27 protein-coding genes and 1 pseudogene are annotated in these 24407 nt (G+C 47.8%); 13 read left to right on the forward strand and 15 right to left on the reverse strand.

Annotated features, from left to right (window positions below):
• Positions 1-6 precede the first annotated feature (6 nt).
• The 7 genes from BN102_RS06280 to BN102_RS06310 all read right to left on the reverse strand — a co-directional run bounded on the left by BN102_RS06280 (position 7) and on the right by BN102_RS06310 (position 5019).
• Positions 7-717, reverse strand: a complete 711-nt coding sequence (locus BN102_RS06280) for a nucleotidyltransferase family protein (RefSeq protein WP_036787505.1) — start codon at positions 715-717, stop codon at positions 7-9.
• A 4-nt stretch (positions 718-721) separates the two neighbouring features.
• Positions 722-1828 carry a PdxA family dehydrogenase gene (locus BN102_RS06285; RefSeq protein ID WP_019208264.1) on the reverse strand — a complete coding sequence of 369 codons (1107 nt, stop codon included), beginning with the start codon at positions 1826-1828 and terminating at the stop codon, positions 722-724.
• Positions 1829-1856: 28 nt separating this feature from the next.
• Positions 1857-2927, reverse strand: coding sequence for a DUF4837 family protein (locus BN102_RS06290; protein ID WP_035456180.1), 1071 nt, complete (start codon positions 2925-2927; stop codon positions 1857-1859).
• 4 nt (positions 2928-2931) lie between these two features.
• Positions 2932-3972 (reverse strand): dual-specificity RNA methyltransferase RlmN, encoded by a 1041-nt coding sequence (gene rlmN, locus BN102_RS06295; RefSeq protein ID WP_019208266.1) that lies wholly within the window; start codon positions 3970-3972, stop codon positions 2932-2934.
• A 154-nt stretch (positions 3973-4126) separates the two neighbouring features.
• A complete protein-coding gene (locus tag BN102_RS06300; RefSeq protein ID WP_019208267.1) occupies positions 4127-4372 on the reverse strand; it encodes a hypothetical protein in 246 nt (81 codons plus the stop codon).
• Positions 4365-4730, reverse strand: coding sequence for a phage holin family protein (locus BN102_RS06305; RefSeq protein WP_035456183.1), 366 nt, complete (start codon positions 4728-4730; stop codon positions 4365-4367). Before BN102_RS06305 ends, BN102_RS06300 begins: the two co-directional genes overlap by 8 nt.
• Before the next feature lie 88 nt (positions 4731-4818).
• Entirely contained in the window at positions 4819-5019 is a 201-nt protein-coding gene (locus BN102_RS06310) for a YtxH domain-containing protein (protein WP_019208269.1), read from the reverse strand.
• Positions 5020-5236: 217 nt separating this feature from the next.
• On the opposite strand from BN102_RS06310, the gene BN102_RS06315 reads away from it, so the two are divergent.
• The 10 genes from BN102_RS06315 (at position 5237) to BN102_RS11285 (ending at position 14475) form a co-directional block, all read left to right on the forward strand.
• Complete coding sequence (locus tag BN102_RS06315; protein ID WP_021311538.1) at positions 5237-5728, forward strand: SPOR domain-containing protein; 492 nt, start codon at positions 5237-5239, stop codon at positions 5726-5728.
• A 310-nt stretch (positions 5729-6038) separates the two neighbouring features.
• Positions 6039-7118, forward strand: a complete 1080-nt coding sequence (locus BN102_RS06320; protein ID WP_019208271.1) for a metallophosphoesterase family protein — start codon at positions 6039-6041, stop codon at positions 7116-7118.
• Positions 7119-7140: 22 nt separating this feature from the next.
• On the forward strand, positions 7141-7656 hold the full coding sequence (locus tag BN102_RS06325) for a metallophosphoesterase family protein (protein ID WP_019208272.1): 516 nt from the start codon (positions 7141-7143) through the stop codon (positions 7654-7656).
• A gap of 558 nt (positions 7657-8214) precedes the next feature.
• Positions 8215-10194 (forward strand): Sec-dependent nitrous-oxide reductase, encoded by a 1980-nt coding sequence (gene nosZ, locus BN102_RS06330; protein ID WP_019208273.1) that lies wholly within the window; start codon positions 8215-8217, stop codon positions 10192-10194.
• Positions 10195-10220: 26 nt separating this feature from the next.
• Positions 10221-10826, forward strand: a complete 606-nt coding sequence (locus tag BN102_RS06335) for a hypothetical protein (RefSeq protein WP_019208274.1) — start codon at positions 10221-10223, stop codon at positions 10824-10826.
• A gap of 3 nt (positions 10827-10829) precedes the next feature.
• Entirely contained in the window at positions 10830-11372 is a 543-nt protein-coding gene (locus BN102_RS06340; RefSeq protein ID WP_019208275.1) for a nitrous oxide reductase accessory protein NosL, read from the forward strand.
• Positions 11373-11488: 116 nt separating this feature from the next.
• Positions 11489-12685, forward strand: coding sequence for a nitrous oxide reductase family maturation protein NosD (nosD, locus tag BN102_RS06345; RefSeq protein ID WP_198006551.1), 1197 nt, complete (start codon positions 11489-11491; stop codon positions 12683-12685).
• Positions 12682-13398: an ABC transporter ATP-binding protein gene (locus BN102_RS06350; protein WP_019208277.1), complete on the forward strand. Its 717-nt coding sequence runs from the start codon at positions 12682-12684 to the stop codon at positions 13396-13398. The genes nosD and BN102_RS06350 overlap by 4 nt, the downstream gene beginning before the upstream one ends.
• Positions 13382-14149, forward strand: coding sequence for an ABC transporter permease subunit (locus BN102_RS06355; RefSeq protein WP_019208278.1), 768 nt, complete (start codon positions 13382-13384; stop codon positions 14147-14149). The genes BN102_RS06350 and BN102_RS06355 overlap by 17 nt, the downstream gene beginning before the upstream one ends.
• A gap of 149 nt (positions 14150-14298) precedes the next feature.
• Positions 14299-14475, forward strand: coding sequence for a heavy metal-binding domain-containing protein (locus tag BN102_RS11285; protein ID WP_390940156.1), 177 nt, complete (start codon positions 14299-14301; stop codon positions 14473-14475).
• On the opposite strand, the gene BN102_RS06365 is transcribed toward BN102_RS11285, so the two are convergent.
• Genes BN102_RS06365 through BN102_RS06385 form a run of 5 tightly spaced genes read right to left on the reverse strand, consistent with a single transcriptional unit; the run spans position 14437 to position 20257 of the window.
• Positions 14437-15531 (reverse strand): ABC transporter permease, encoded by a 1095-nt coding sequence (locus tag BN102_RS06365; protein WP_019208279.1) that lies wholly within the window; start codon positions 15529-15531, stop codon positions 14437-14439. The genes BN102_RS11285 and BN102_RS06365 overlap by 39 nt on opposite strands.
• Before the next feature lie 2 nt (positions 15532-15533).
• Positions 15534-16595 (reverse strand): ABC transporter permease, encoded by a 1062-nt coding sequence (locus tag BN102_RS06370; RefSeq protein WP_019208280.1) that lies wholly within the window; start codon positions 16593-16595, stop codon positions 15534-15536.
• Positions 16596-16598: 3 nt separating this feature from the next.
• Positions 16599-18074, reverse strand: a complete 1476-nt coding sequence (locus BN102_RS06375) for an ATP-binding cassette domain-containing protein (protein ID WP_019208281.1) — start codon at positions 18072-18074, stop codon at positions 16599-16601.
• Positions 18075-18110: 36 nt separating this feature from the next.
• Positions 18111-19016 carry an HlyD family secretion protein gene (locus tag BN102_RS06380; protein ID WP_021311599.1) on the reverse strand — a complete coding sequence of 302 codons (906 nt, stop codon included), beginning with the start codon at positions 19014-19016 and terminating at the stop codon, positions 18111-18113.
• 32 nt (positions 19017-19048) lie between these two features.
• A complete protein-coding gene (locus BN102_RS06385; protein WP_021311555.1) occupies positions 19049-20257 on the reverse strand; it encodes a TolC family protein in 1209 nt (402 codons plus the stop codon).
• Positions 20258-20456: 199 nt separating this feature from the next.
• Here BN102_RS06385 and BN102_RS06390 point away from each other — a divergent pair, with 199 nt between their 5' ends.
• Positions 20457-21365, forward strand: coding sequence for a helix-turn-helix domain-containing protein (locus BN102_RS06390; RefSeq protein WP_019208284.1), 909 nt, complete (start codon positions 20457-20459; stop codon positions 21363-21365).
• Here BN102_RS06390 and BN102_RS06395 read toward each other — a convergent pair.
• Positions 21362-21790, reverse strand: a complete 429-nt coding sequence (locus BN102_RS06395) for a cytidylate kinase family protein (protein WP_019208285.1) — start codon at positions 21788-21790, stop codon at positions 21362-21364. The two genes, BN102_RS06390 and BN102_RS06395, sit on opposite strands and share 4 nt — an antisense overlap.
• Before the next feature lie 208 nt (positions 21791-21998).
• A complete protein-coding gene (locus tag BN102_RS06400) occupies positions 21999-22658 on the reverse strand; it encodes an NAD(P)-dependent oxidoreductase (protein WP_019208286.1) in 660 nt (219 codons plus the stop codon).
• A gap of 240 nt (positions 22659-22898) precedes the next feature.
• On the opposite strand from BN102_RS06400, the gene BN102_RS06405 reads away from it, so the two are divergent.
• Positions 22899-23267, forward strand: coding sequence for a winged helix-turn-helix transcriptional regulator (locus BN102_RS06405; protein ID WP_019208287.1), 369 nt, complete (start codon positions 22899-22901; stop codon positions 23265-23267).
• 113 nt (positions 23268-23380) lie between these two features.
• Here BN102_RS06405 and BN102_RS11165 read toward each other — a convergent pair.
• Positions 23381-23636: pseudogene (locus tag BN102_RS11165) on the reverse strand (hypothetical protein); the annotation flags it as partial.
• Positions 23637-23807: 171 nt separating this feature from the next.
• On the opposite strand from BN102_RS11165, the gene BN102_RS11025 reads away from it, so the two are divergent.
• Entirely contained in the window at positions 23808-24284 is a 477-nt protein-coding gene (locus BN102_RS11025) for a carbohydrate kinase family protein (protein ID WP_198006549.1), read from the forward strand.
• The last annotated feature ends 123 nt before the right edge of the window (positions 24285-24407 follow it).

The raw sequence follows: 24407 nt of genomic DNA on the forward strand, positions 1-24407 counted from the left end.
CACTTTCTATTCCATCGTTTCTTTCAAAAAAACTTCGGCCTTTCCGATATCTCCGGCATGATCTACATCCAATATCTTACTAAAAGGATAAGCTTTCAATCGACGTCCATCCTCAATCAACTGCCGTTGAAAATTTCTCATGCGCACCATTCCCTTCTCCATGCATTGCTGCAACGTTTCAATGACAGAAGGTTTCAGACAATAAATCCCGCCTGAAACATACTTTGTATTCGCCTGCAAGGTATCATAAAAGCCCGTAATATTCCATCGATCGTCCGTAGCTACATACAAGGGCTTCTCATCGTCAATATAATCGGTTACGGCCATCCATCCTTCGTCGTCGGAATCGATGAAGTTGGCAATGTAAGTTTTAAATTCCGATTCTCGGAAAATTGTATCCACCGTAGTGAGGCAAAATTTTTCATCATGCAGATATCGGCTCAATTCATAAAAACTATGCATTGAACTGGGCGTTGATCGAATTACCAACCGGATAGGCACAACCGAAGTCTTTTGCAATTCAATCGAATGTAATTTCGTCAACGGTTGTTCATCGTTGATAATGAGAGCGATTTCCGTAGCTCCGCATTCCGTAAAAATTCGAACGAGCCTATCGATCATTGCTGTTCCATCGATCCTGACCATAGGTTTGGGTAAGATAACACCTTCCCGTGAAAGACGGGCTCCCTCTCCTGCCGCTATGATTGCAAATTTCATTCCCTTATAAGGTTTCTCTCGCATCGTCAGAACTGTCTAACTTCAGTCTGTAACTGTCATCACGTTTATCAAAATATTGCTTCTTCAACGGATTGGCATGAATCGCTTCTTCATGATTGCGATGTCGAAAAATATCCAAAGTCAAATAAACGGCGTTACGCATTGCACTCTCATCCGCTTCTCCTTTCCCTGCGATATCGTAAGCAACGCCATGAGTCGGTGAGGCATAGACAATCGGCAACCCCGCGGTATATTCTACACCGCCGACAGCAGTCAAAGCCTTGAACAAAGCAAGCCCCTGATCATGATACATGGCCAAAATACCATCGTAAAGAGCATAATTGCCCGATCCGACCAAACTATCAACAGCATAAGGTCCAAAACACAAGATATCTTCTTCCATCATCTCTTTTATCGCAGGAACAATAAGTTCTCCTTCTTCTTTTCCTAATAACCCTTCCAGACCAGCATACGGATTCAAAGAAAGTATGGCGATACGAGGATTATATACGCCAAAATCATTGACCAAGGCGTGGTGAAACGCGGATATTTTTTCCTTCAACAATTTCTTGGTCAACATAGAAGGAATTTCACGCAAGGCTATACAGTCTGTAATTAAGGCGACCCTTAACTCATCCTTCACATAGATGTTAATAGGCGTCTGCTCCGTTCGGAGTTCTCTTACCATGTATGCAGATTGATCTGTAAAATGAAAATCAGCGCTCTGAATAGTTCCCATATTAATCGGAGTGGTGACCAACACATCGACAAATCCTTCTTTATAATCCGAAACGGCTCGACGGAGTGCATCCAAAGCGGCTTGTCCAGATTCGATCGACGGACGCCCCATCTCCACCTTGAGTTCATCGTTCACACAGGGCAAAATATTCAATCTTTCCGCATCAGCCTCCTTCGCATTATTTATAATACTGAAAACCATATCGATATCCATAGCTTTCCGATGATAGGTCGCAACTTTCGGAGATCCGTAAACGATAGGAGTGCAAAAATCGAACATCGTCGGTTCAGCAAATGTCTTTAATATTATTTCGTACCCGATACCGTTCACATCTCCATGCGTAATGCCTACTTTTATTTTATTATTTCCCATTTCACTTAATATTTATTCAAAAGCATCTCTACTTGTTATCCGATATCCTCGCGGTATCTATTTTTTCTTCTTGGATGTCGTCATCGGCATTGATGACAATTTCCGGCAACTCTTCTTCCTTGGGTAATTTCAAGGTATAAAGAGCAGCTTCCATTTTACGCATATAATCTCTTTTCAGTTTATCCGGAGAAAAAACAAAGGCCTCCACAACGACCACCCGGCCATTAACCTGATCTACCCTTGCATGTGAGACAAAGGGGCCGCCCATGATATCATTCTTCACATCCCAAAGTCCACGAACTTCCATCGCATAATCACCACGGACGGAAATATCTTTGGAAGACACATGTAATGAATCCGTTTCCATATACATGCCTTCCCGTTCTCCCGGAATATTGATTTTCATGACAGAATCGCGTTTATGGATAAAATAATTCAATGTAAAAGTGTTCTTGTCCACATAAGGATAGGCGTACATGACGAAGTTCAAATCAGCATTGACCCGATTGGTCGAAGTCCAGAAGAAATCTTTTCCAACCTTTTTACTTTGCAATTCAGTAGGTATCCAAATATCACAACCAAAGATACTGTCCACATAATTGGAGACCATTTCATTGTGCTTTTTCTTTAAAAGCTCTATTTCGCGATTCATTTCAACGCGAGTAAAGAAGTTTACAATCGTCTGGCTGTGCTGATGGACGAAATCAACAAAAGACTGTTCATCAGGCGATTGGATGGTCATGATCATTTGAGGAACTGCATAGACATCGCGAGAATATTTCATCTTCGACTGCGTATAGTTCGGACTGATATCCACAATAATGATATTGCGAAATATTCGCAATATCTGATTGAAATGTTTCGGATCAGTATTCGAAATGCGGAACGAACGTTCGGGTTGAGGCAGTCCAGGAACATTCGTATCCAATACGTCAAACAAGGCTCTGCCTGCAGGACTCTCCCACATATCCGCATTCACAACGACTAAGACTTCATAAGGTCTGCCACTGGACGTCGGAGTAAATACGCTTTTGTTGCCACAGGCAGACAAAATCATCATAAAACATACAAACGAAAGAAAAGTAATGGTCTTTTTCATCATGTTACAGTTTTTTTAATTTCTGTTTTTCGGCTGTCGACAACATTCCGCAAGCCGCAAAAATATCTTCTCCGCGCGAAGTACGAATGGTAGCAAACACACCGTGCTTCGTCAGATAATCTCTAAAAGCTACGATTGCATCCATACTCGCCCCCTCTAACAACACACCCGGTACGGTATGGAATCGTATCAAATTCACCCGACATTCCAATCCATGTAATAAACGTACCAATTCTTTTGCATAGATTAAAGAATCGTTCAAGTTCCTAAACACAATGTATTCGAAAGAGAGACGGCGTTGATGAGAAAAATCATACTTCCGGAGCGTCTCCACCAAATCGACAATACTAAATATCTTTTCTACCGGCATCAGTTTCCGACGCTGCGCGGGAAATGGCGTATGCAAACTGATTGCCAAATGACACGTACTTTCTTTCAAGAAACGTTCGATTCCCTTTTTTAATCCCACAGAAGATACGGTAATACGTTTCGGACTCCATTTATATCCATACTCCGAGGTCAGAATTTCCAATGCTTTAAGCACATTATCCAAATTATCCATTGGTTCGCCCATTCCCATAAAAACCACATTCGTGAGCTTATCGCGTTCAGGGACAGAATAGATCTGATTGATAATCTGATTGGTGGTGAGGTCAGCGGCATGCCCTTGTTTCCCTGTCATACAAAACAGGCAATCCATCTTACACCCTACTTGGGAAGAAACACACAAGGTAGCCCTGTCTTCTTCAGGAATATAAACAGTTTCAATGAAATTACCCCCGATAGTACGGAATAAATACTTTACAGTTCCATCAACAGAACATTGCGCTTCCACCGGGCGAGATGCTCCGATTTCATACTTATCGTGCAACCATTCGCGATATCTTAAAGAAAGATTGGTCATTTCATCTATCGAATTCACCTTCTTCTCATAAATCCAAGAAGCAATCTGCTTAGCTGCGAAACGGGGCATGCCAAGCTGTTGCACAATTTGTTGAATTTCATATAGTGTCCTGCCTAACAAAGGCATCTTTGGGGTTTCCATACAAATTACATATTGGACTTCCAAAGGTAAACAAAATAATTTATAACCGAAGATGTATTTAAGAAATAAATATGGACTCAACTACTAATAGCGGATATAGATATCTTTCCCTATCCATTCAAAAAAATAATACATTCATGCTCTTGAGAAACTCTCATTTCCTACGACTAAAAAACCGGCGGATTCGACGCATAACCTTCAATCCCGTCATTACCCCGTCATAGATAGCTATTCCCATACTAACGTGTTGCATAAGCCCACCCATCCCCGGTTGTCTCTCCTCAGGCATGAATATTTCGTGAATGGTCTTTCTGATCTTATTTCCTGTTTCGCGCACCTCCGCCAATTTATCTTTTTTTTGTTGACGAATATCGTTTAGCGTTATCATCTTTTTACTCATGATCTTCGTCGTTTAAAAACAGATTGGCAAGAAAATTAACTAAGGGATGGATAATCAATCGTTTACGAAAACAAGCTATGAGAATTATCAACAAAATAATTAAGCATGTAATAATAGCAAAGCTCCCCGTCAAGCTGCCCACTAAAGGTTCAAGAATATAGGCAAAAGTAAACGACAAATAAAATAAAGCGATGATACCAAGGACAATCAATATTAATACTAATAAAAGCGTTGAAATAAGAACGGTCAATTTTTCGACCAGTTGCAACTTGACATAATCTCTCTGAATATTAACATACCGTTTCAGTTGTTGATACAGCTGTTGCAAGTTTTCTATATTTTTATCACTTGAGAACATCATAGGGAAAAATTTATAGAACGACATCGTCGACATGCCCTATGAAAATACAATTTTCCACAGTAAGTGTCCATGCTTCAAAACAAAATCATGCTTCTTCTTGAGCATCGGTAATCTCATCAACTAAGTCATCCATCTCTGTACGACTCAGTTTAATGCCTTTCTTCCGTAAAGCTTCTACTATTTTGTTACGCGTTTCTTCCCCTTTTTCCGGAGCAAACAAAATGCCCGCTGCTATGCCAACGACGGCTCCGCCAATAAATGCTGCTAAAATACTTAATCCTCTCATAATGTTTGAAAATTAATTTCTACAAATCTATAAAATAAAAATTAAGCAGAAGCCTTACTTTTACTTTTTTTCTTTCTATAAAGAAATAAAAAGAGTCTGTTAACCTAATTTAACCGGTCAAGTATGGTAAAAGCTATGTAGATATTACTACTTTTGTAGACTTATGTATTGGACAACCGCCGTCATGTTGAACAATGATTATTTAAAATAGAGAAAAATGAAAAAGATTTTAGTTTTATGTATGGGGCTTGGCATAACTCTCGCATTCACCTCATGCAAATCCAGTGAAAGTGCTTACAAAAAAGCTTATGAAAAGGCAAAAGCTCAGGAATTGACCGAAGCGTCCGCACAGGAAACGACCCCATCGGTAGAACCTATGGCTGCAGCCCCTGTACAACAAACCGTTTCTGCAGTAGATGCTACTTTTCGTCAGGAAAAAGTATCTTTGGTTTCGGGAAGCGATTTGAAAGCATATAGTGTAGTTTGCGGCAGCTTTGGAGTTAAGGCCAATGCCGAAGGTTTAAAAGAATATCTGGACGGTCAGGGGTATAACGCGCGGATTGTCTATAATTCCGATCGCAATATGTACCGTGTTATTTGTGGTTCCTACGACGACCGTGCAACTGCTGCGCGACTGAAAGAAGACTTTAAGGCGAAATATCCTAACCGGCAAGACTTTCAGGGAGCTTGGTTATTGTATAACAAATAATTTACTTTAGGGGAACAAAACGCGTTATCGTGTATCCATATCTATAGTATAAATAGCGCGCAATTTAGAAATAAAGAGAATCGGCAAAAAGCCGGTTTTCTTTGATTATAGGCAGTAACGAACAAGACTATTTTTCCCATAAAGAAGGAGCCAATTACCTTAAAAGGCTGCTTGCAGAAAGAACGACAGCTATTAAAAAACTTCTTCTCTGCATCGAAAATAGCCAGAACAGAATACATTTTCCGGAAAACGATACGTTTTTTCCTACGACTTTCCGTACATTTGTGGTACGGAACTAACTATCAACACCATGAAAAATAACAGAAACAACAGTAAAAAGCCCATGAACAGAAGAACGTTCCTTAAAAATTCCGCTTTAATGGGCCTGACAGGAATAGCCGCCTCTTTCCCCGAAAGGATAAGAGCGTCCGCGAGTAGAGTAAACACCACCGTCGAAGCGACGAAAAACTTCCGCTTCGACAGCCGGGGCAAGTTCAAAATCCTCCAATTCACAGATACGCACTATATATCCGGCGATCCCCGCTCGGAACAGGCATTGAAGAATGTCTGTGAAATACTGGATTGGGAGAAGCCGGACGTGGTGATACATACAGGCGACATCATCTTCGGGGAACCTGCCGAAGCATCGCTGTGCGAGATTCTTTCACCCATGAGCGAACGGAAAATTCCCTTCGCCGTAGCCTTAGGTAACCACGACGGTCAATACGACAAGAATCGAAAAGAAGTCTTCGATATCGTCAAAACAATCCCTTACAATATCAACAAAGGCGTCGAAGGTATCTACGGAGATTCCAACGACCTCTTCACCGTCAACTCTTCGGACGGAAAGACCCATTATGTGCTATATCTGTTTGACTCAGGCGATACGTGCAGTGATCTTGACATGCAAGGATACGATTACATTCATTTCGACCAAATCGAATGGTACAGAAAACAAAGTGAGACATTCCGGTACCGGAATAACGACAAGCCGCTCCCGGCATTAGCCTTCTTCCACATCCCCGTTCCCGAATTCACATATGCGCTCCGCTACGAAACTCATCGGATCTTCAAAGGGAATTTAGGTGAAGATCCCTGTCCGCCGAGCGTGAACTCCGGTCTGTTCGTCTCTATGAAAGAGAGGGGTGACGTGAAAGCCATCATCTGCGGGCACGACCATAACAACGACTACGCCATGAAGTGGCGAGGTATGTTCCTGATATACGGTCGTTTCAGTGGTTGCGATACGGTATACAACGATCTGAAACCCAACGGCGCCCGCTTGTTCGAGCTGACCGAAGGTGAGGAAGGTTTCCGCTCCTGGATCCGTTTATCGGGCGGAGAGATTACGCAAGACCTGCTGTTCCCGGACGCTTATCGAACCTACTGATCAATCCCCATAAGAAAGGAAGATGAAAAGAATAGGACTGTTATCGGATACCCACGCCTATTGGGACGATGCCTATCTGAAGTACTTGGAAGAATGCGACGAGATTTGGCACGCCGGAGACATCGGTTCCCTCGAAGTAGCCGATCGTTTGGCTGACTTCCGCCCTTTCAGAGCCGTATACGGAAACATAGACAGCCAAGAAATACGCTCTCGTTACCCCTTGATCAACCGGTTCGAGATCGAAGGCGCCGATGTGCTAATCAAGCACATCGGCGGTTATCCGGGCAACTACGACGCCTCAATCCGTACAGCTATTTTCGCGCATCCACCCCAACTCTTCGTCAGCGGGCATTCGCATATCCTGAAAATCAAATTCGACCGGACGTTGAGTCTCTTACACATCAATCCTGGAGCGGCAGGCATCTATGGCTTTCACCAAGTAAGAACCCTCGTTCGATTCAGCATCGAAACCGGAAACTTCTCGGACTTGGAAGTGATCGAGCTGACAAAAAGTCGGGAAATAAAATCTACTACTTGAGTTCGGTATAATCCGTGCAATTAATCCGGCTTCATCAATAATTTCCATATTCATAGCCACCTTCTTGAGCGTTAGACTATATGCAATGAGTGCGGCAAGCAAATTCGCTACAAAATTATCACCTCCTTCGAAAAAGTTACCTTGCGAAACTGCCTGTTTTACTTTGTAGAATCATATCTCTTCCCGGGCGATACCGGTACTCTTGTCCTTTCGCTGGCAACCGGCAATTGTGCCAAAGGCAATCTCACCTCTTTGAAAATACAGCAAAGTACACTCCGGTCTTTTATTTTGTGAGACGATAGTGAGAAATTCTATCCCTCTGTTTGGTGTAAACGCACACAATTTTCCATCAATTGTGATTTAACTAAGTTTAACCTGTTTTTCACTGATTTGATACTTCAACTTTGCGATTTGATTGCTATATTTACTACAAAATATAAAAAGAGAAAATTTCGGAATGAGCTGGTTTTTTGTTTTGTAAGCCCCCCTTCCTGTCGATTGTGGTTTATGATTCCTGCAAACATACAGATTATATTAACAGTTTAAAATGCGAATGGTATGAAAAAGTATTTAGTATTGGCGACGGCAGCAACCCACTTTCTGGTTTTTTCCTTGCAGTCGTGCCGTCCGGGCAAGTCAAGGCCGGCAGTTGACGCGGATGCTGCTCAGAAAGTTTATGTTGCTCCAGGATCGTATGATGAATTCTACGATTTCGTATCTGGCGGTTTCAGCGGACAAGTAGCTGTCTATGGCATCCCGTCGGGTCGGTTGCTGAAGGTGATTCCCGTTTTCTCCCAGAATGGCGAGAACGGTTATGGCTATGACGAAGAAACCAAGCCCATGCTTGAAACCTCTTTCGGATTTGTGCCTTGGGACGACTCCCACCACATGCAGCTCTCTCTTACGGATGCCATGTATGATGGTAAGTGGGCATTCATCAACGCTAACAATACCCCGCGCGTGGCCCGTATCGACCTGAAGACCTTCAGAACCTCAGAGATCATCGAGCTGCCTAACTCCGCGGGTAACCACGCCTCTCCTTTCCTGACCTCAAATTCAGAGTATCTGGTTGCCGGTACCCGTTTCGGCGTTCCTGCCGACTATGAGAATGGCGATGTGCCTATCTCGGAATACAAGGATAAGTTTCGCGGGCATATCAGTTATGTGAAGATTGACAAGGAGAGCGGAAACATGAGCCTGGACTTCCAGCTTGCGCTGCCTCCGTTCAACTATGATCTGAGCCACAGCGGCAAAGGCGCGTCTTCTGACTGGTCTTTCTTCACCTGTTATAACTCGGAGGAAGCCCATACCTTGCTCGAAATCAACTCCGCAAAGAACGACAAGGACTATATCCTGGCCGTTAACTGGAAGAAGGCTGCCGAGCATGTTGCCAAAGGCGACTGCAAGATCCAGACAGCCAAGTATGCGCACAATTTGCTCGATGAGAAGTCTGGCATCGCTAAGTCGGAGATTCTTGACAAGGTGAAGGTCATCGAGACTCGTGAGGTGAGCGACTTCTTGTATTTCATCCCATGCCCCAAGTCGCCTCACGGATGTGATGTTGATCCTACGGGTGAGTATATTGTGGGTAACGGCAAGCTGTCTACCAATCTCCCGGTATTCAGTTTCAGCAAGATTCAGAAGGCCATTGAGGACAAGGCTTTCGATGGTAAGGTCGACGGTATCAATATCATCAAGTATGAGGCTGCGCTTCACGGAGAGGTCCAGGCACCGGGTATCGGTTCGCTCCACACGGAGTTTGACGCAGACGGCAATGCCTACACCAGCTTCTTCGTAAGCTCGGAGATCGTCAAATGGAAGATAAAGAGCCTCGAAATACTTGATCGCATCCCCACTTATTATTCAATCGGACACCTCTCCGTGTTCGGTGGAGACACCAGGAAGCCTTATGGAAAGTATATGATAGCATACAATAAGATTACCAAAGACCGCTTCTTGCCCACTGGCCCGGAGCTCTGTCAGGCGGCGCAGCTCTATGATATCACGGGGGATAAGATGAAACTGATCCTGGAATTCCCGACTATCGGCGAACCGCACTATGCCGTAGCTTGCGAGGCAAAGCTGCTGACTCCGAATATACTGAAGTTCACTCAATTGGCAGACAATACGAATCCTTATAAGATAAGCAGCATGAAAGAGGCCCGTGTAGAGCGCAAAGGCAATCGGGTGGATGTATATATTGGCGCGATTCGTTCTCGTCTTGTTCCTGATAACATAGAAGGAATCAAGATGGGCGATGAGGTTTATGTTCATGTAACCAATCTTGAGCAAGAGTGGGATATTCCTCATGGCTTTGCTATTAAGGGGAACAATAACGCCGAGGTGCTGGTTATGCCGGGTGAGACAAACACCTTGAAGTGGGTTCCTAATCGTGTGGGCATCATCCCGTTCTATTGTACAGACTTCTGCTCAGCCCTCCATCAGGAGATGCAAGGATACTTCCGTGTGTCGCCGGCAGAAAGTGCCACGCCTTTAAAATTCTCTATTGATGACAAGGATGTTAAGGATTTGAAATAGAATTTTAAAAATGAGGAAAGAATAAAATGAACAAATTATCGAAATGTGGAATGTGGCTGATGATCGCGGCAGGCGTGCTCACTTTCATCACGGCTTTCGTTTCTCTTTGGGTTATCGACCTGGATGCTCCTCAGTACCCAGAAGGACTGAAGCTGGTTATTGGCGGTTTTGCCGGTCTTACGGGCAACCTGGATTCGGTGAACGACCTGAATCACTATGTAGGTATGGCTAAACTGAACCCGGAAGACTTCTGGGAGTTCAAGGCATTGCCATGGATTCTGATGGCTTATGGAGTGCTTTTCCTGATTACTGGCTTCCTCAGAAGTAAGAAGATGACAATCGTAGACCTGCTTCTGTTTGCTATCTTCGGTGTCCTTGGCTTTGTCGATTTCTATCGATGGGAGTATAATTATGGACATAATCTTTCTTCCGACGCGCCTATCAAGATTCCAGGAGGCGATTTCCAGCCTCCATTGATCGGCTACAAGAAGCTTGCGAACTTTGAGGTATTCTCTCAGCCGGGTGTCGGCGGATGGTTACTGATTATTGCGGGAATTCTGGTTTTTGTCGTCGTCTGCTATGAGTTTGGTATCTTCAGGAGATTCTCAGGTAAGACCAATAAAGCTGTTTGATAGATGAGGCGACCTACGAAAAACTATATAAAATCAGCGCCAGCCTTCTTGTTGGTGCTGATTTTCTGTGTATTCTTCCTTTCATGCGGCGTAGATGACAGGCCACAACCGATAAAGCTTGGAACGGATGACTGCATAGCGTGCCAGATGACCATCGTGAAGGGACAGTTTGCCTGTGAGTTTATCACGGACAAAGGCAAGTGTCTTAAGTTCGACGATCTCTCGTGCCTGTTCAATTATATGGCGAGGAACGAAATCGCGGAGGAGACTATCCTTAAGATTTATGTGGGAGACTATCAACACCCGGAGAATCTCATTGACCTGAAAACCGCCACTTTAGTACTCGGTGTAGGCATTCAAAGCCCGATGGGTGGCGGAGTGGCAGCTTTTTCAGATCGTGCGGCAGGCATCAAATTCGCGGAAGCTACCAAGTCGACGGTGCTCGCTTCGTGGACTTTCCTGAGAAAATCAGGCCGCTTGGAAGATCAAGATAGTCATAACATGAAAGAAATGCAGGGCGTGAATGCCGTAGAGAAGAGGCAGTAGCCCGAAACTTTGTGCAATAGGAACACGGGATAGGAAGCATGCCTTTGCGTTAACGGTATTCTTGAATCAGAGTTATGTATAAAACCAGATTATTCGTTTTATTACTTATATCGGGAATGACATCGATGGTCATGGCGGCTACGCTGAAGGTTGGCAAAGGTCAGGCTTATGCCACCATTGCCAGTGCTTTGAGTAAAGCCAGGGCGGGTGATGTCGTTCTCGTTACCAAAGGCATCTACAAGGAGCGCTTTGTCATCCGTAAGCCAATCGTCTTGAGAGGCGAAGGAGCTCCTGTTGTGGATGGCGAACAGAAGGGGACAGTAATTGATGTGAGAAGTGATCATGTCGTCGTAGAGGGGTTTCAGATTATTAATTCGGCCCGCTCTTCCTTGCGCGACTATTGCGGCATCCATGTCGAAGATGTGAGCCATGTTGTGATCCGTGGCAATAAGATGAGGTCCAACCAATTTAGCATCATGTTCCAAAACTGTAGGGACAGTAAGGTTGTTGGGAATGATGTGGAAAGTGATATCTATGAAATGCAGGTAATGGGCAATGCCGTCCATTGCTGGAAATGCGAACGGATGTATATCTATGATAATAGGGTGGGACACAATCGTGATGGCATCTATCTCGAATTCGTATATAATTCAGACATCGGACACAACTTCGTCGCAGCTTGTGAGCGTTATGGCCTTCATTTTATGTTCTCGCATTACAATAAATATCATGACAATCATTTCGTGGGCAGCAAGGCGGGAGTAGCCGTGATGTATACCCACGATGTCGAAATGTATAACAATATATTCGAGCAAAGTCGTGGAGGAGCCTCTTATGGACTTCTCCTGAAGGAAATACAACGAGGCTATATCCATAATAATCAGTTCCGCGACAATACCGTTGGCATCCTTATGGACGGTGGTGTGGAGCTCAATTTGCAGCATAATCTCTTCCATAAAAACGGTTGGGGGATGCGCGTGGTGGCAAGTTCCACGAACGATACCATCACTCACAATAACTTTATCGGGAACACCTTTGATGTATCGACAAATGGTTCTTTCAATGGTAATGTCTTTGACAATAACTATTGGGACAAGAACAGCGGCTATGACTTAGACAAAGACGGAATCGCCGATGCACCCTACCATATGCTCAGCCTGTTCTCCATGCTTGCCGAGAAGAATCAAACTTTGCTTCTGTTCTTCCGTAGCTTTTTGATGACATTGATGGAACAAAGTGAGAAACTGCTTCCGTCAATCACGCCGGACAATTATGTCGACAACGAGCCGAGCCTCAAACCTTTCAATGTATGATTTCTATTCAGAATCTAAATAAGTATTACGGGCGTTTGCAGGTACTGCAAGAGGTGAATCTCGAACTTAACGACGGAGAGTGTATAGCTTTCATCGGTCCTAATGGATGTGGCAAGACCACGCTCATGAAATGTATACTCGGCCTCGTTACCCCTACATCGGGGCATGTGGTTGTCAATGGACAGGATGTGCAGGATAATCCTCAGAGCCGTTCCGAAATTGGTTTTATGCCTCAGAAAAGCAGTTTTCCTGAAAACATGACAGTAGGACAGACCATCGAAACCCTATGCACCGTGCGAGGATATAAAGGCAGATTAGATGAGGAACTCTATCACAGGTTTGCAATTCCTTCGATTGCCGGCAAGCGTATGAATACCCTTTCAGGAGGTACGGGCCAGAAGGTGAATGCCGCCGTGGCATTTCTGTTCGATCCCATGATATTTATTCTCGACGAGCCTGCTGCTTCGTTAGACCCCTTGGCGGCAGAGATATTAAAGGAAAAGATACGCAAGGAGAAGCAAAAAGGCAAGCTTATCTTCATCACATCCCATATTCTTAGCGAACTTGAAGACCTCGCCACGCACATCGTCTTCATGGAGGAAGGAAGGATTATACTGTATAAGTCGGTCGAGGAACTCCAAAAAGAGACAGGAGAAAGCACAGTTACCCAATCCATTATGAGAATTCTGAATGACAATGAAATCAATCGTTAAGATCCTATTCCTTGATAACATTAAGAGCAAAGTCGTCATTATCTACTTCGTGATGCTGGCACTTATGGCATGGACATCACTCCTTCTTGAGGACAGTGAGAGCAAGGGAACTCTCACGATGCTCAATATCGTCCTTTTTGTGATCCCGCTGATGTCATTGCTCTACAGCACGATATATCTTTATAATTCACGGGACTTCGTGGTATTGCTACTCAGCCAGCCGCTCAAGCGCGGTCAGATATGGCACTCGCTCTATGGTGGAGTAGCGGGAAGCCTTACCATCGCGTTCCTCTTGGGGGCAGGGATACCGGTTGTGTTGTATACAAAGCCAGGTACGGCGTTCATAATGATTATGACAGGCGTCGCCATCACGCTCATTTTCGTGGCACTGGCCTTCCTCACTACGGTTCTCTCTTCAGACAAGACGCGCGGCATCGGAGCGGCTATCCTGCTGTGGTTATTCCTCACGATGATCTACGATGCGGTGATGATGTATGTCATCATGGTATTCTCAGACTATCCCATAGAAAAGCCTACGGCTGTCCTGCTCATGCTTAATCCGTTGGATCTGGCTCGCTTCCTAGTAATTCTGAAAACAGAGGCATCGGCTATGATGGGATACTCTGGTACGATATTCAAAAATCTTCTGGGAAAAACAACAGGTATTATGGTCTCATCCCTGCTACTCATTGCATGGGTGGCAGTGCCTTATCTACTGTCCTTGAGGGTATTTAAGCGAAAGGATTTATAGCTATTCTCGTGTTTCGGGCCAACCACAAGGCGATGGGTGAAAAGCCTGCTTAGCGTTCTTTGCAATGCCGTTAACATGGATAATTCTTGCAATTGTTGTCCGCCATTGTTCGTCTAAAGAATGAATCGTCATTTCAAAAACAGGAAGATGTGAGGTTTTCAACCACTCCTGCCTTCGAAAACCGGCCCATCAAGGAGTATAAAGATGTAGTTATCAGTGAGCCCATGATGGGTGTCAATACCCCGAAAGACTTGTTTGCGGATGGCGAGAACTTTATAGGAGGGCTTTCATCGCCGGTTCTTCTTATAGCTGGCTACAGCCCATAGGTCCATCAGGAGCGCAATGAGGGCGAGTGCCCCGACTTCGCGGGCGATACTTTGAAGGTTGCCTCCTCTGACAAATACCGTCCGGATCCCGTCGATGAAATAATGTATAGGGTTGATGACGGTGGTCATTTGCGCCCACTCGGGCATGGATCGAACAGGAGTAAAGAGACCGCTCATCAGCAGGAATATCATCACGAAGAACCACAGTACGAACATAGCTTGCTGCATGGTGTCGTTATAGTTGGAGATGACGAGCCCGAACCCACTGATGACGAAGGCCAGCAGCAGGGCCAGCAGGTAAATCAGGACCAGGCTTCCAGCACTCGTGATGCCATAGACGAGCCATGAAAGTAGGAAGCAGATGGTCATCACGATGACCACGATGAGCCAGTAGGGGATGAGCTTCGCAAGGATAAACGAAAGCTTACTTACCGGCGTTACATTAATGGCCTCTATGGTTCCGGCTTCCTTTTCACTCACGATGTTGAGGGCCGGAAGAGTTCCGCAGATGAGCATGACGAGGATGGCCATGAGGGCGGGTATCATGAAAAGCTTGTAGTTGAGGTGCTTATTATAGAGATAGAGCACGCTCACCGCATCTTCCGACTTGATAAAGGCGGGAATAGCAAGGTGTTGCGCCACGATTTGCGACATGTATCTGCTGCCCATCATGCCCTTGGTGCCGTTCACGGCATTGGCTGCAATGAGAATCTGCGCATTGCGTCCGTTTTGTCTGTCGCGACTGAAGCCCGCGGGAATCTCCACGATAAGGTCGGCTTCCGACCGTTCCACATCTTTCAAGGCGGCCTTGTAGTTGGGCTTTTGGCCGTGGAAGATGAAGTAGCGACTGGCCTCGATGCGATGTACCAACTGCTGTGAGAAGGGCGAGCGGTCGTTGTCCACCACATCCACGACAATGTTTTTCACCTCCATGTTCATCACCCAGGGCATCACGCACATAATGACGACGGGGAATATGACGATGAATTTCGGCAAAAATGGATTGCGCCGGATCTGCAGAAATTCCTTCCGAATGAGATGTTTGATGGTCGACATAGTTACTCGAGTCTTGTGTTAAACTTCTTGAGGGCCACGAGCAGGAAGATGGCTGTCATGCCTGCGAGCACGAGAACCTCCTGTATTGCGTTCTCCACGGGAACTCCCATGATCATCAGTTTGCGCATGGCGGCAATGTAATAAGTGGGCGGCATGATGGCCGAGAGCCATTGCAGTATCTTCGGCATGCTCTCCACGGGAAACATCATGCCGCTGAGCAAAGCGCTGGGCATTAGCAATATCACGGCCGAAACGATGAGAGCTGCGAGCTGGGTCTTAGCCATCGTGCTGATGAGTAGTCCCAGCGAGAGAGCCAGCAGGATATAAAGCGAGGATATGAGAATGATGGCCAGCAAGCTTCCTGCCAGTGGGACATTGAGCACGAAGTGCGACATGAGCAGGATGCAGATGAGCACGGTGAAGGCCAAGAGCAAGTAGGGAACGGCCTTTGCGATGATAATCAGGAGCGGTCTTACGGGCGACACAAGCAGTATCTCCATCGTTCCGCGCTCCTTCTCCTTGACGATACTGATGCTCGTCATCATGGCGCAGATGAGCATCAGCAGCATTCCCATGATGCCGGGCACGAAATTGTAGCTGCTCTTCATTTGCGGATTATAGAGCAACTGCATGGTTATCGGGTTGTGCAAGGGGGCGTTTTGAAGGACGAGCGAGGCATAGTTGGCATACTGCTGGGCCATGTTGGGGTCGGCTCCGTCGGTAATCAGTTGTATGCTTCCCTGTCTACTGCCAAATTCGTTGCTGAAAACAATAGCCATATCTGCTTTCTGGCTTCGGATGAGTTGCTCTGCCTCGGCAGGCGTATGTACATGGCGGATTATGCTGAAATACTCCGATTGGCTGAGCTGTAGCACTTTCTGTTGGGTCAGATAGCTCATTTTCGAGGTAACGACGACGGTCCGCACATTCCTCACATCGGTGCTGATGGCAAAGCCGAAGAGCAGCATCAGCACGATGGGCATGGCGAAGAGTATCAGCATCGTGCGCTTGTCGCGCAGGATGTGGCGGCCCTCCTTGATGACGAATGCGATAAATTCCTTCATGGGTCAGTCTGATTTACGGGTTGCCTGGCGGGCTAAATGGGTGAATACGGCATTCATGTCGGGCAGGGCGAACTGCCTCTTGAGTTCCTCGGGGCTGCCCATGGCGCTTATCTTCCCATCCACCATGATAGAGATTCGATCGCAGTATTCCGCCTCGTCCATATAGTGGGTGGTTACGAAAACCGTGATGCCCCGATCGGCGGCATCGTAGATGAGTTGCCAGAACTGCTTCCGCGTGGCGGGGTCCACACCTCCCGTGGGCTCATCAAGGAAGACGATGCCGGGTTCGTGGAAGATGCTTACCGAGAAGGCGAGCTTCTGCTTCCATCCTAAGGGGAGCGACTTGACGATGCTGTCGTGCCGTCCGTCCATGCCTAAATAGGTCAGCATCGAATCGGTCTTCATCCTGATACCCTGATCGCTCATACCGTAGATTCCCCCGAAGAGGCGTATGTTCTCGGCTACGGTCAAGTCTTCATAGAGCGAGAATCTCTGGCTCATGTAACCGATGTGCCTCTTTATCTGCTCATGCTCCCGCGAGATGTCGAAGCCCATGACGCTACCCTTGCCGCTGGTAGGCCGGTTAAGTCCCGTAAGCATGTGCATGGCGGTAGTCTTACCGGCCCCGTTTGCGCCGAGGAAGCCGAAGATCTCGCCCCTCTTTACCGTAAACGAGATGTCGTCCACGGCATGGAAGCTCCCGAAAGCCTTCACGAGATGGGAGACCTCAATGACTGTTTTCGCTTCTTGCTTCATGGAATTGGAGGGCGCCTCGTCCCTTATAGGGGGCTCGGGGTTGAATATTTCCTTGAAGTGGGTGAGTATTTCGTCGGGAACTCCGATGCCCGCAACGGACCCTCTGTTAAGGAATGCCACGCGTCCGCACATCCTCACCTCGTCCAGATAAGGTGTTGCGGCAACGATCGTGATGCCCTTTTCTTTGAGCCCCGTGAGCATATCCCACAGCTCCTTACGGCTGACGGGGTCGACTCCGGTGGTGGGCTCGTCGAGGAAAAGCACGCTCGGTTGGTGCACGAGGGCGCACGAGAGGGCAAGCTTTTGCTTCATGCCGCCCGACAGCGCGCCGGCCCTGCGGTTCCTGAAAGGCTCTATCTGCGAGTAGATGGGCCTGATGAGGTTGTAGCCCTCGTCGACGGTAGTGCCGAACAAGGTGGCGAAAAACTCAAGGTTTTCCTGCACCGAGAGATCTTGGTAGAGCGAAAACTTGCCCGGCATATATCCCACCCGACTGCGTATCTGCGACATCTGTCGCATCACATCGTATCCGTCGACCGTAGCTATGCCCGCATCTGGCAGAATAAGGGTCGCCAGGATGCGGAAAAGCGTGGTCTTGCCCGCTCCGTCGGGACCGATAAGCCCAAAGACTTCTCCTTCGTCTATGGAGAGCGAAACATCTTTCAGAGCCTGTATCCTTCCATAGTTTTTCGATAAGTTCGTTATCTCTATGGCATGTACCATGTTCACACCTTCATCTTTGATCTTTACTCCTTGCTCTTAGTATTCTAGCCTCACCGAGCCATACATGCCAATTTTGATGTAGCCATCGTTCTTTACAGCCACCTTCATGGCATACACCAAGTCGGCCCGCTCGTCGTCGGTGAGGATGGTTTTGGGTGTAAACTCGCTCTTCGCGGATATCCATGTTACCGTGCCCTGATATTCTTTGAGGTGGTCGTTGCCGTAGTCGGCGAGCACTTTTACCCTCTGCCCGAGCTTGACTTGCTCTAGCTGTGCGGTCGTGATGTAGGCGCGAAGATACATGTGGTCGATATCCGCCATCTTGAAGAGCGGTTTTCCTGTAGTGGCAAACTCCCCCTCCTCGGCATATTTCTCAAGCACGAGGCCTGTAATGGGCGCATAGAGATGGCACTTCCGGAGCTGGTCGGCTATCTGGAGGCTTTGTATGTCCGCCGTTCCCATTTGCGCGTTGAGGCTTTTGGTGGAAGTGTTGAGGGTCGAGGTCTGGGCCTCAAGCTGCTTCTGTAGCACCCGCAGCTGGCTGCTCGCGTCGTCGAGCAGCTTGTGGTTAGCCGCCCCGTCCTTTACGAGTTGCGCATAGCGGTTCACATCTTCTTGGGCTTTTTGGATTTGCTGGGTGGTGGCCGCTATCTGCTTCTGCGTCTCCGGCTTTTGGCTTTCATAGACGAATTTCGTCGCGCCGATCTGCCGCGCCTTCAGGTAGAGCTGCACGGTGTCTACAAGCCCCACTTGAGTTCCGCCCTTCACCCTGTCTCCCTCGGTGATGTCAAACTGCAGCAGCTTGCCCGTTTGCTCGGCCGAGACGGTGATTTCGGTAGCCTCGAAGATTCCGGAAGCAAAGTTTTCTTCCTCCTTGTTGCCGCAAGAGGCGGGAATGATCGCCGCGGCTAAAACGACGATGGTACTCTTCAAAGTCTTCATATTTCTGTTGTTTTTATTTTGGAGTCTCACTTTCATTCTCCCTTGATGGTATTCAGGGCATAGAGTTCCCTTAGCAATTCAATCTCGTGGAGCGCTTTCTGCTGGCGCGCCTGGGCGACGGCGTTGATGTCGCGGAGCATCTCGTTGACGCTCTCCGTGCCCAGCCTTACCTTGCTCTCGCTCTTTGAGCGGATGTTTTCCCGTAGTCTGACGATTTCTTCATCTTGCTCGATCTGTCTCCGCAGGATGTCGATGTTTCCGCTGCCATTTTCTTCCTGAAGCGAGTTATTGAAGAGGAAGGTCTCCCGCTGGCTGTCTATCTGTCGGCTTTGGGCCTCCAGCAGCCGGATGTCATTCCTGCGCGTGTAGAGCGAGCCGATGTTCCAGCTCAGAGTCAGACCGCCCGCCAGCAGGCCATTTTTCATCATGTCGATTACCTTCGTGTGATAAGTGCCCATCCCGAAAACTTTCAGGGTAGGCATGAGCCTCGTGTTCAACAGCCTCCGCTGTGCCTCGATAAGCCTGCCTTGGGCGGTATAGTATTGAAGTTCAGGTCGTGTATTCTCCTGTTGGGCATCCTTGACAGGAGGAATGGCAAGCAGGGTTTTTTCCCAAAACTGCCGCCCGACAAAGATGCCGAGCATTTTCAGATAGGCTGCTCTCGAGGCTTGCTGGGCATCGAAGGCCTGCCGTGCCTTGACCTCTTCCACCCTTACGGCGTCCCAATCGCTTTGGTTGGCCACTCCTCCTCGCATCATGCTCTCGATGCCTTTGCGGGCTATGTCGAGGTCGCTTTGCAGCAACAGGGTCTGCTTGAGCCGCTCGTCGAGCATGAGCACGCCAAAGTAGAGCTGTTCGACACGCTGGTTGAGCTCGTAGAGCGACACCCTGAGTTGCTGGTTCCGCACATTCGCTTCTGCGCTTGCCACCTCCTTCTGTGACTTGATTTGTCCCCCATCGTAGAGGTTCTGGCTGACGACCACCGAGCCGGAGGCCATCCAGTTCTTCATATTCAATCCCATCTGCCGCATCGCAGGGCTTGCGCCGAGTACATTGGTGAATGCCATTGCGTTGGCCGACACGCTGATTTGCGGCAGCCAGGCTTTCTGCGCGTTCTCGAGGGTGTAGTCGCGCGACAGCTCGATGAGGTCATACTGCTTCACGGCGGGATAGTTGTCGTGGGCCATCTGCTTGCATTCCTCGAGCGTGAGAGACTGTGCCTGTGCCAGCATCGGCAGCATACATATTATAATATAGATACTCTTCCTCATTGTATTGGGGTTTATTCTGTATTGTAAATCTGTCTGCAAAGATACGCTCGAATTCCTTATACGCCGTTATCTACAAGTGGAAGAAGATGCTCTTTTTGTACATTATATGCTGGAAAAGAGTGCAATTTATGGGATTTTTATTATCTTTGCGTCATATTTATATGGGAAAATGAAGACAAAAAAACCAGAGACGCTCACCTTCGAGCGCATGACCGAATTGTTCTACAACGACTCTGCCGGTCAGTCCGAGAAAGTGTTGTTGGGCAAGGAAATGTCGATTATCTTCGATGTCGGAGTGGGTGTGCGGCGTGTGTTGCAAGAAGGCATGCTGCTGCAGATGCTCGACTATCGCTGCGGATTCATCAGACGGGGTTGGGTGCGGGCGAAAATCAATCTCGTGGAATATACCATCGGTATTGGGACCCTGGCCTTTCTTACCCCCGGGAGCATCGTGGAGCCTCTTGAATACAGTGCTGACTTCGCCTTAGAGGGCATGGCCGTGTCGGCCGAGTTGGTGCATCTGTCTCTCAACAACCATCTGCCGAGAATCTTCAACGGACACAAGACCGACGGGCGGATGCGGGTATCCGAGGAGACCTGCGACATAGTCGACCGTATGTTGCGCCTGCTTTTCGATGTCTCTCACAAGGCCCGCCACGACAATCAGATGGTACTGAATCTCGTTGCGGCCTACCTTAACTTCTTCGACCAGCAATTTGCCGAAGGCACGGAGATGTCGGTCGGCCGCAATGCCAACGAGCGGTTCCTCTTCGAACGGTTTATCTATCTGGTCAACAACTATAGCAGCCGGGAGCATCACCTCGACTTCTATGCCGGTAAAATGTGCATTACGGTGCGCTATCTGAGCACGATGATTCGCAAGGCGAGTGGCGTTACCGCGAAGGAATGGCTCGACCGGGCTTTAGTTACACAGGCCAAGGTGATGCTTAGCTACAGCAGCAGGAATGTGGCGCAGATAGCCGACGAGCTCAACTTCCCCACGTCCAGCTTCTTCTGCAAATTCTTCAAACGGATGACGGGGCTGACTCCCCAGCAATACCGCCGCTCGGACGATTAGTCGGCAAACGAATCGGAAACCGCAATCAGGCCGGAGTCGTGACAAAGCGAGTGCATCGACTCCATCTCCAAGGTGGAATGGGCAATGCCAGCCGCTTTTAATCTTCGCTTCAGCATGTTTTCATCTGTTCCATATCGCCCCGACTCATCCATGACAATATGAGCAGTCAGCGAAATCAACTCACGGTCATAGAACTTCACGCCCAGACGCTGCGCCAACAGTTCACCTATGCGGTGGTCTCCACTGCCGTATTCGTCTGAGATGGTGATGACAAACGGCTGCGTCCTGTCGGTAAGCACGACTGTCTCTTGCGCCGCTGCCCCCGCGTATCGATAAGCCATCCCACGAAAGGCCTCGACACGATAGAGGCCACGCTGAACAGGGCGGTTGCCAGCCCGATAGTCACCGCGTCGCCTCCCAACCATGTGACGAAAAAGGGAAACGTGGGCAGCAACGCATGGAAATTGACGAAAAAATGCAAAAGTTACCAGACAAGGAACCGAACCGGAAAGTTATCATTTTCCTCTTTTTGACTTCGGCTCCCGGAACGGGAAATTCCCCCCCCTCCGACAGGACGATCCCAAGAATCCGTTTGCACGGGCCGTCTCCTGTTTCATCGTCCTGCTTATCGATTCAGTAGGCTGCGGTAAAGCGTTCGCAATGGTGATTTTCCTGCTCCAGTTCGTCGATCATCGCTACCGCATAATCTTCGACCGAGATGAAGCTCTCGCCTTTTTCGTCGAAGAGCATATCGTCTTTACCCAAGCGATATTTTCCGGTGCGGACGCCCGGTCCCATATTACCGAGATTGCCGGCGGGAGAGAAGAAGACCCAATCGATTGCTTTCTCTTTCATCAGCGTATTGAGATAAAACTCTCCCAACGATTTCACGCCCGGCAACCACGCTTCGGGAAGAGTGCCGGTATCGACCAACCGCACCCCGGGTTTTACGAAAAGAGTACCGGCTCCGCCTACGATCAGCAGACGCTTTACTCCCGCACGTTTCGCCCCTTCGACGATTTTCGGGTAATTTTCAAGCGTCTCTTCGTACTGACGAGGATTTGTCCAGCCCGGGTTATAGGCACTGATAATGGCATCTTTGCCTTTTGCCAATTCCGCCAAAGTGTCTGGATTGGTTGCGTCTGCTTTAACAACGGTCAGGTTCGGATTATTGATCGAAACTTTTTGAGGGTTGAGAACGACCGCGGTAACCTTATGACCGCGGTTCAATGCTTCATTCAGGATTGCGGAACCTACGAATCCGCTCGCTCCGATTAAAACTATGTTTTTCATACATATAAAATTTTGAAATTAAACATTAGTCGACGAAACAATCTTTTCATCTGTTTTTTATGCGGCAAAAGTATAGGAAAAATAAATACAAAACAAGTAGGCACTCGATACGCAAATAGTTACCCCAAGGTAACGATTGTTGGGTATGAGTCCTTTACAACGATATTTTTTTTCGTATTTTTTTTGCTTGCAATCATTGATGGATTGGTTACTTTTGCATATTCTAAAGAAGCAAAGAATATGAATAGAACGACAATATTGGACGCCTACGATCCGCAATGTCCCATTCGCAACATTTTGGCTCGCATGAGCGATAAATGGTCGCTTTTGGTTATCTACACACTGACGCAGGCAGAGAAGATGCGTTTCGGCGACCTGCGACGAGCAATTCCGGATATCTCGCAAAAAATGCTTACCACGACGTTGAGGATATTGGAAGAAGACGGATTTATCACCCGAACGATTTATCCGGAGGTGCCTCCCCGGGTAGAATACCGACTTACGGCACGGGCGCATTCCCTGCTCCCCCACATTCAGTCGTTGATCATGTGGGCGAAAGAGAATATGACGGACATTATCGATGATCGTAAGAAAAACAGAAAGCAATAGACATACATCTTGCCTACAGGGGCCGGAGAGCGAGGCTTTTATGAAACTGAGCCGTTGACTTTTCATCGGCCGGACAAAGGTATTTGCAGTGTTCCGGAACTTTATTGCAATGACTTGTATTTCTTGGCGAGATAGGTAAAGGGCGCCACGCTGACCGAACATCCGCCCCTCAAGGTCACGATGCGGTCGGGACTGACCGACGTTAGAATGCCGACGGCTGTAGCCCTGCGAGGCCGTGGTGGTGTCTTTCACTTCCTTGATCAATGCTGCCACGTGTCCACCCTGCCATTGCGGGTAGATCAGGCGGATTGTCTTTTCTTTCTTTTTGTTATTTGTGCGGTAGTGCCGGGTAAAAAGGAAGTCTTTCATGGGGGTTCTTTTCGCGTGTGGGAAGAAACTGTAATATGTATAATTCATTCGGTATTTTTTATAATGCGGGCTGCGGGGAATATTCGTATCTTTGTATCGATAACCGTAAGTATTTGTGCCATTGCGGCGCTGCTGATTGTGTCGGGCCGTAAGGTAAAGGAGAACAAAGAGATGCAAACAAACAGGTATGAACAGAAGAGCGTGCTCGGGGCGGCGAAGCTCTTGCGAAATGTCTTCATGGCGGTTGCGCTTTGTCTGCCGATGAAGTCGGTGGGTGACACCCCCGCCGAGGCGCCGGCGCGCAAGGTGATCTGCATGGGCGAGACGGTACTCGACATCCTGTTTCGCGGGGATCGTCCCATCGGCGCCAACGCGGGCGGATCGGCGCTCAACGCGGCCGTGTCGATGGCGCGCGCGGGGTTGAACGTCGTCTTCATCGGCGAGGCAGGGGCGGACACGACCGGGGCGCACATCCGGGCTTTCCTCGAAGCGAATCAGGTGGATACGCACCACCTCCGGCTCCGCCCGGGCATGAAGACGACCGTCTCGACGGCCTACCTCGATGAGGCCAACAACGCCCGTTACACCTTCTACCCCGATCCGCAGCTGGGTGATCGCGAGTTTACGCTACCCGACATCCGGCGGTAGCATGAAGCCTGTATAGAAGGTATCGAAGGAAACTTAATTGAAATTACAATTTAAACATTAATAGAATTGCAATCATCAATACCGCCAGCTACTGGGTAACGCTCGCGCGGTAGCCGGGGATAA

This window comes from Phocaeicola abscessus CCUG 55929 (genome assembly GCF_000312445.1).
Lineage (GTDB): Bacteria > Bacteroidota > Bacteroidia > Bacteroidales > Bacteroidaceae > Phocaeicola > Phocaeicola abscessus.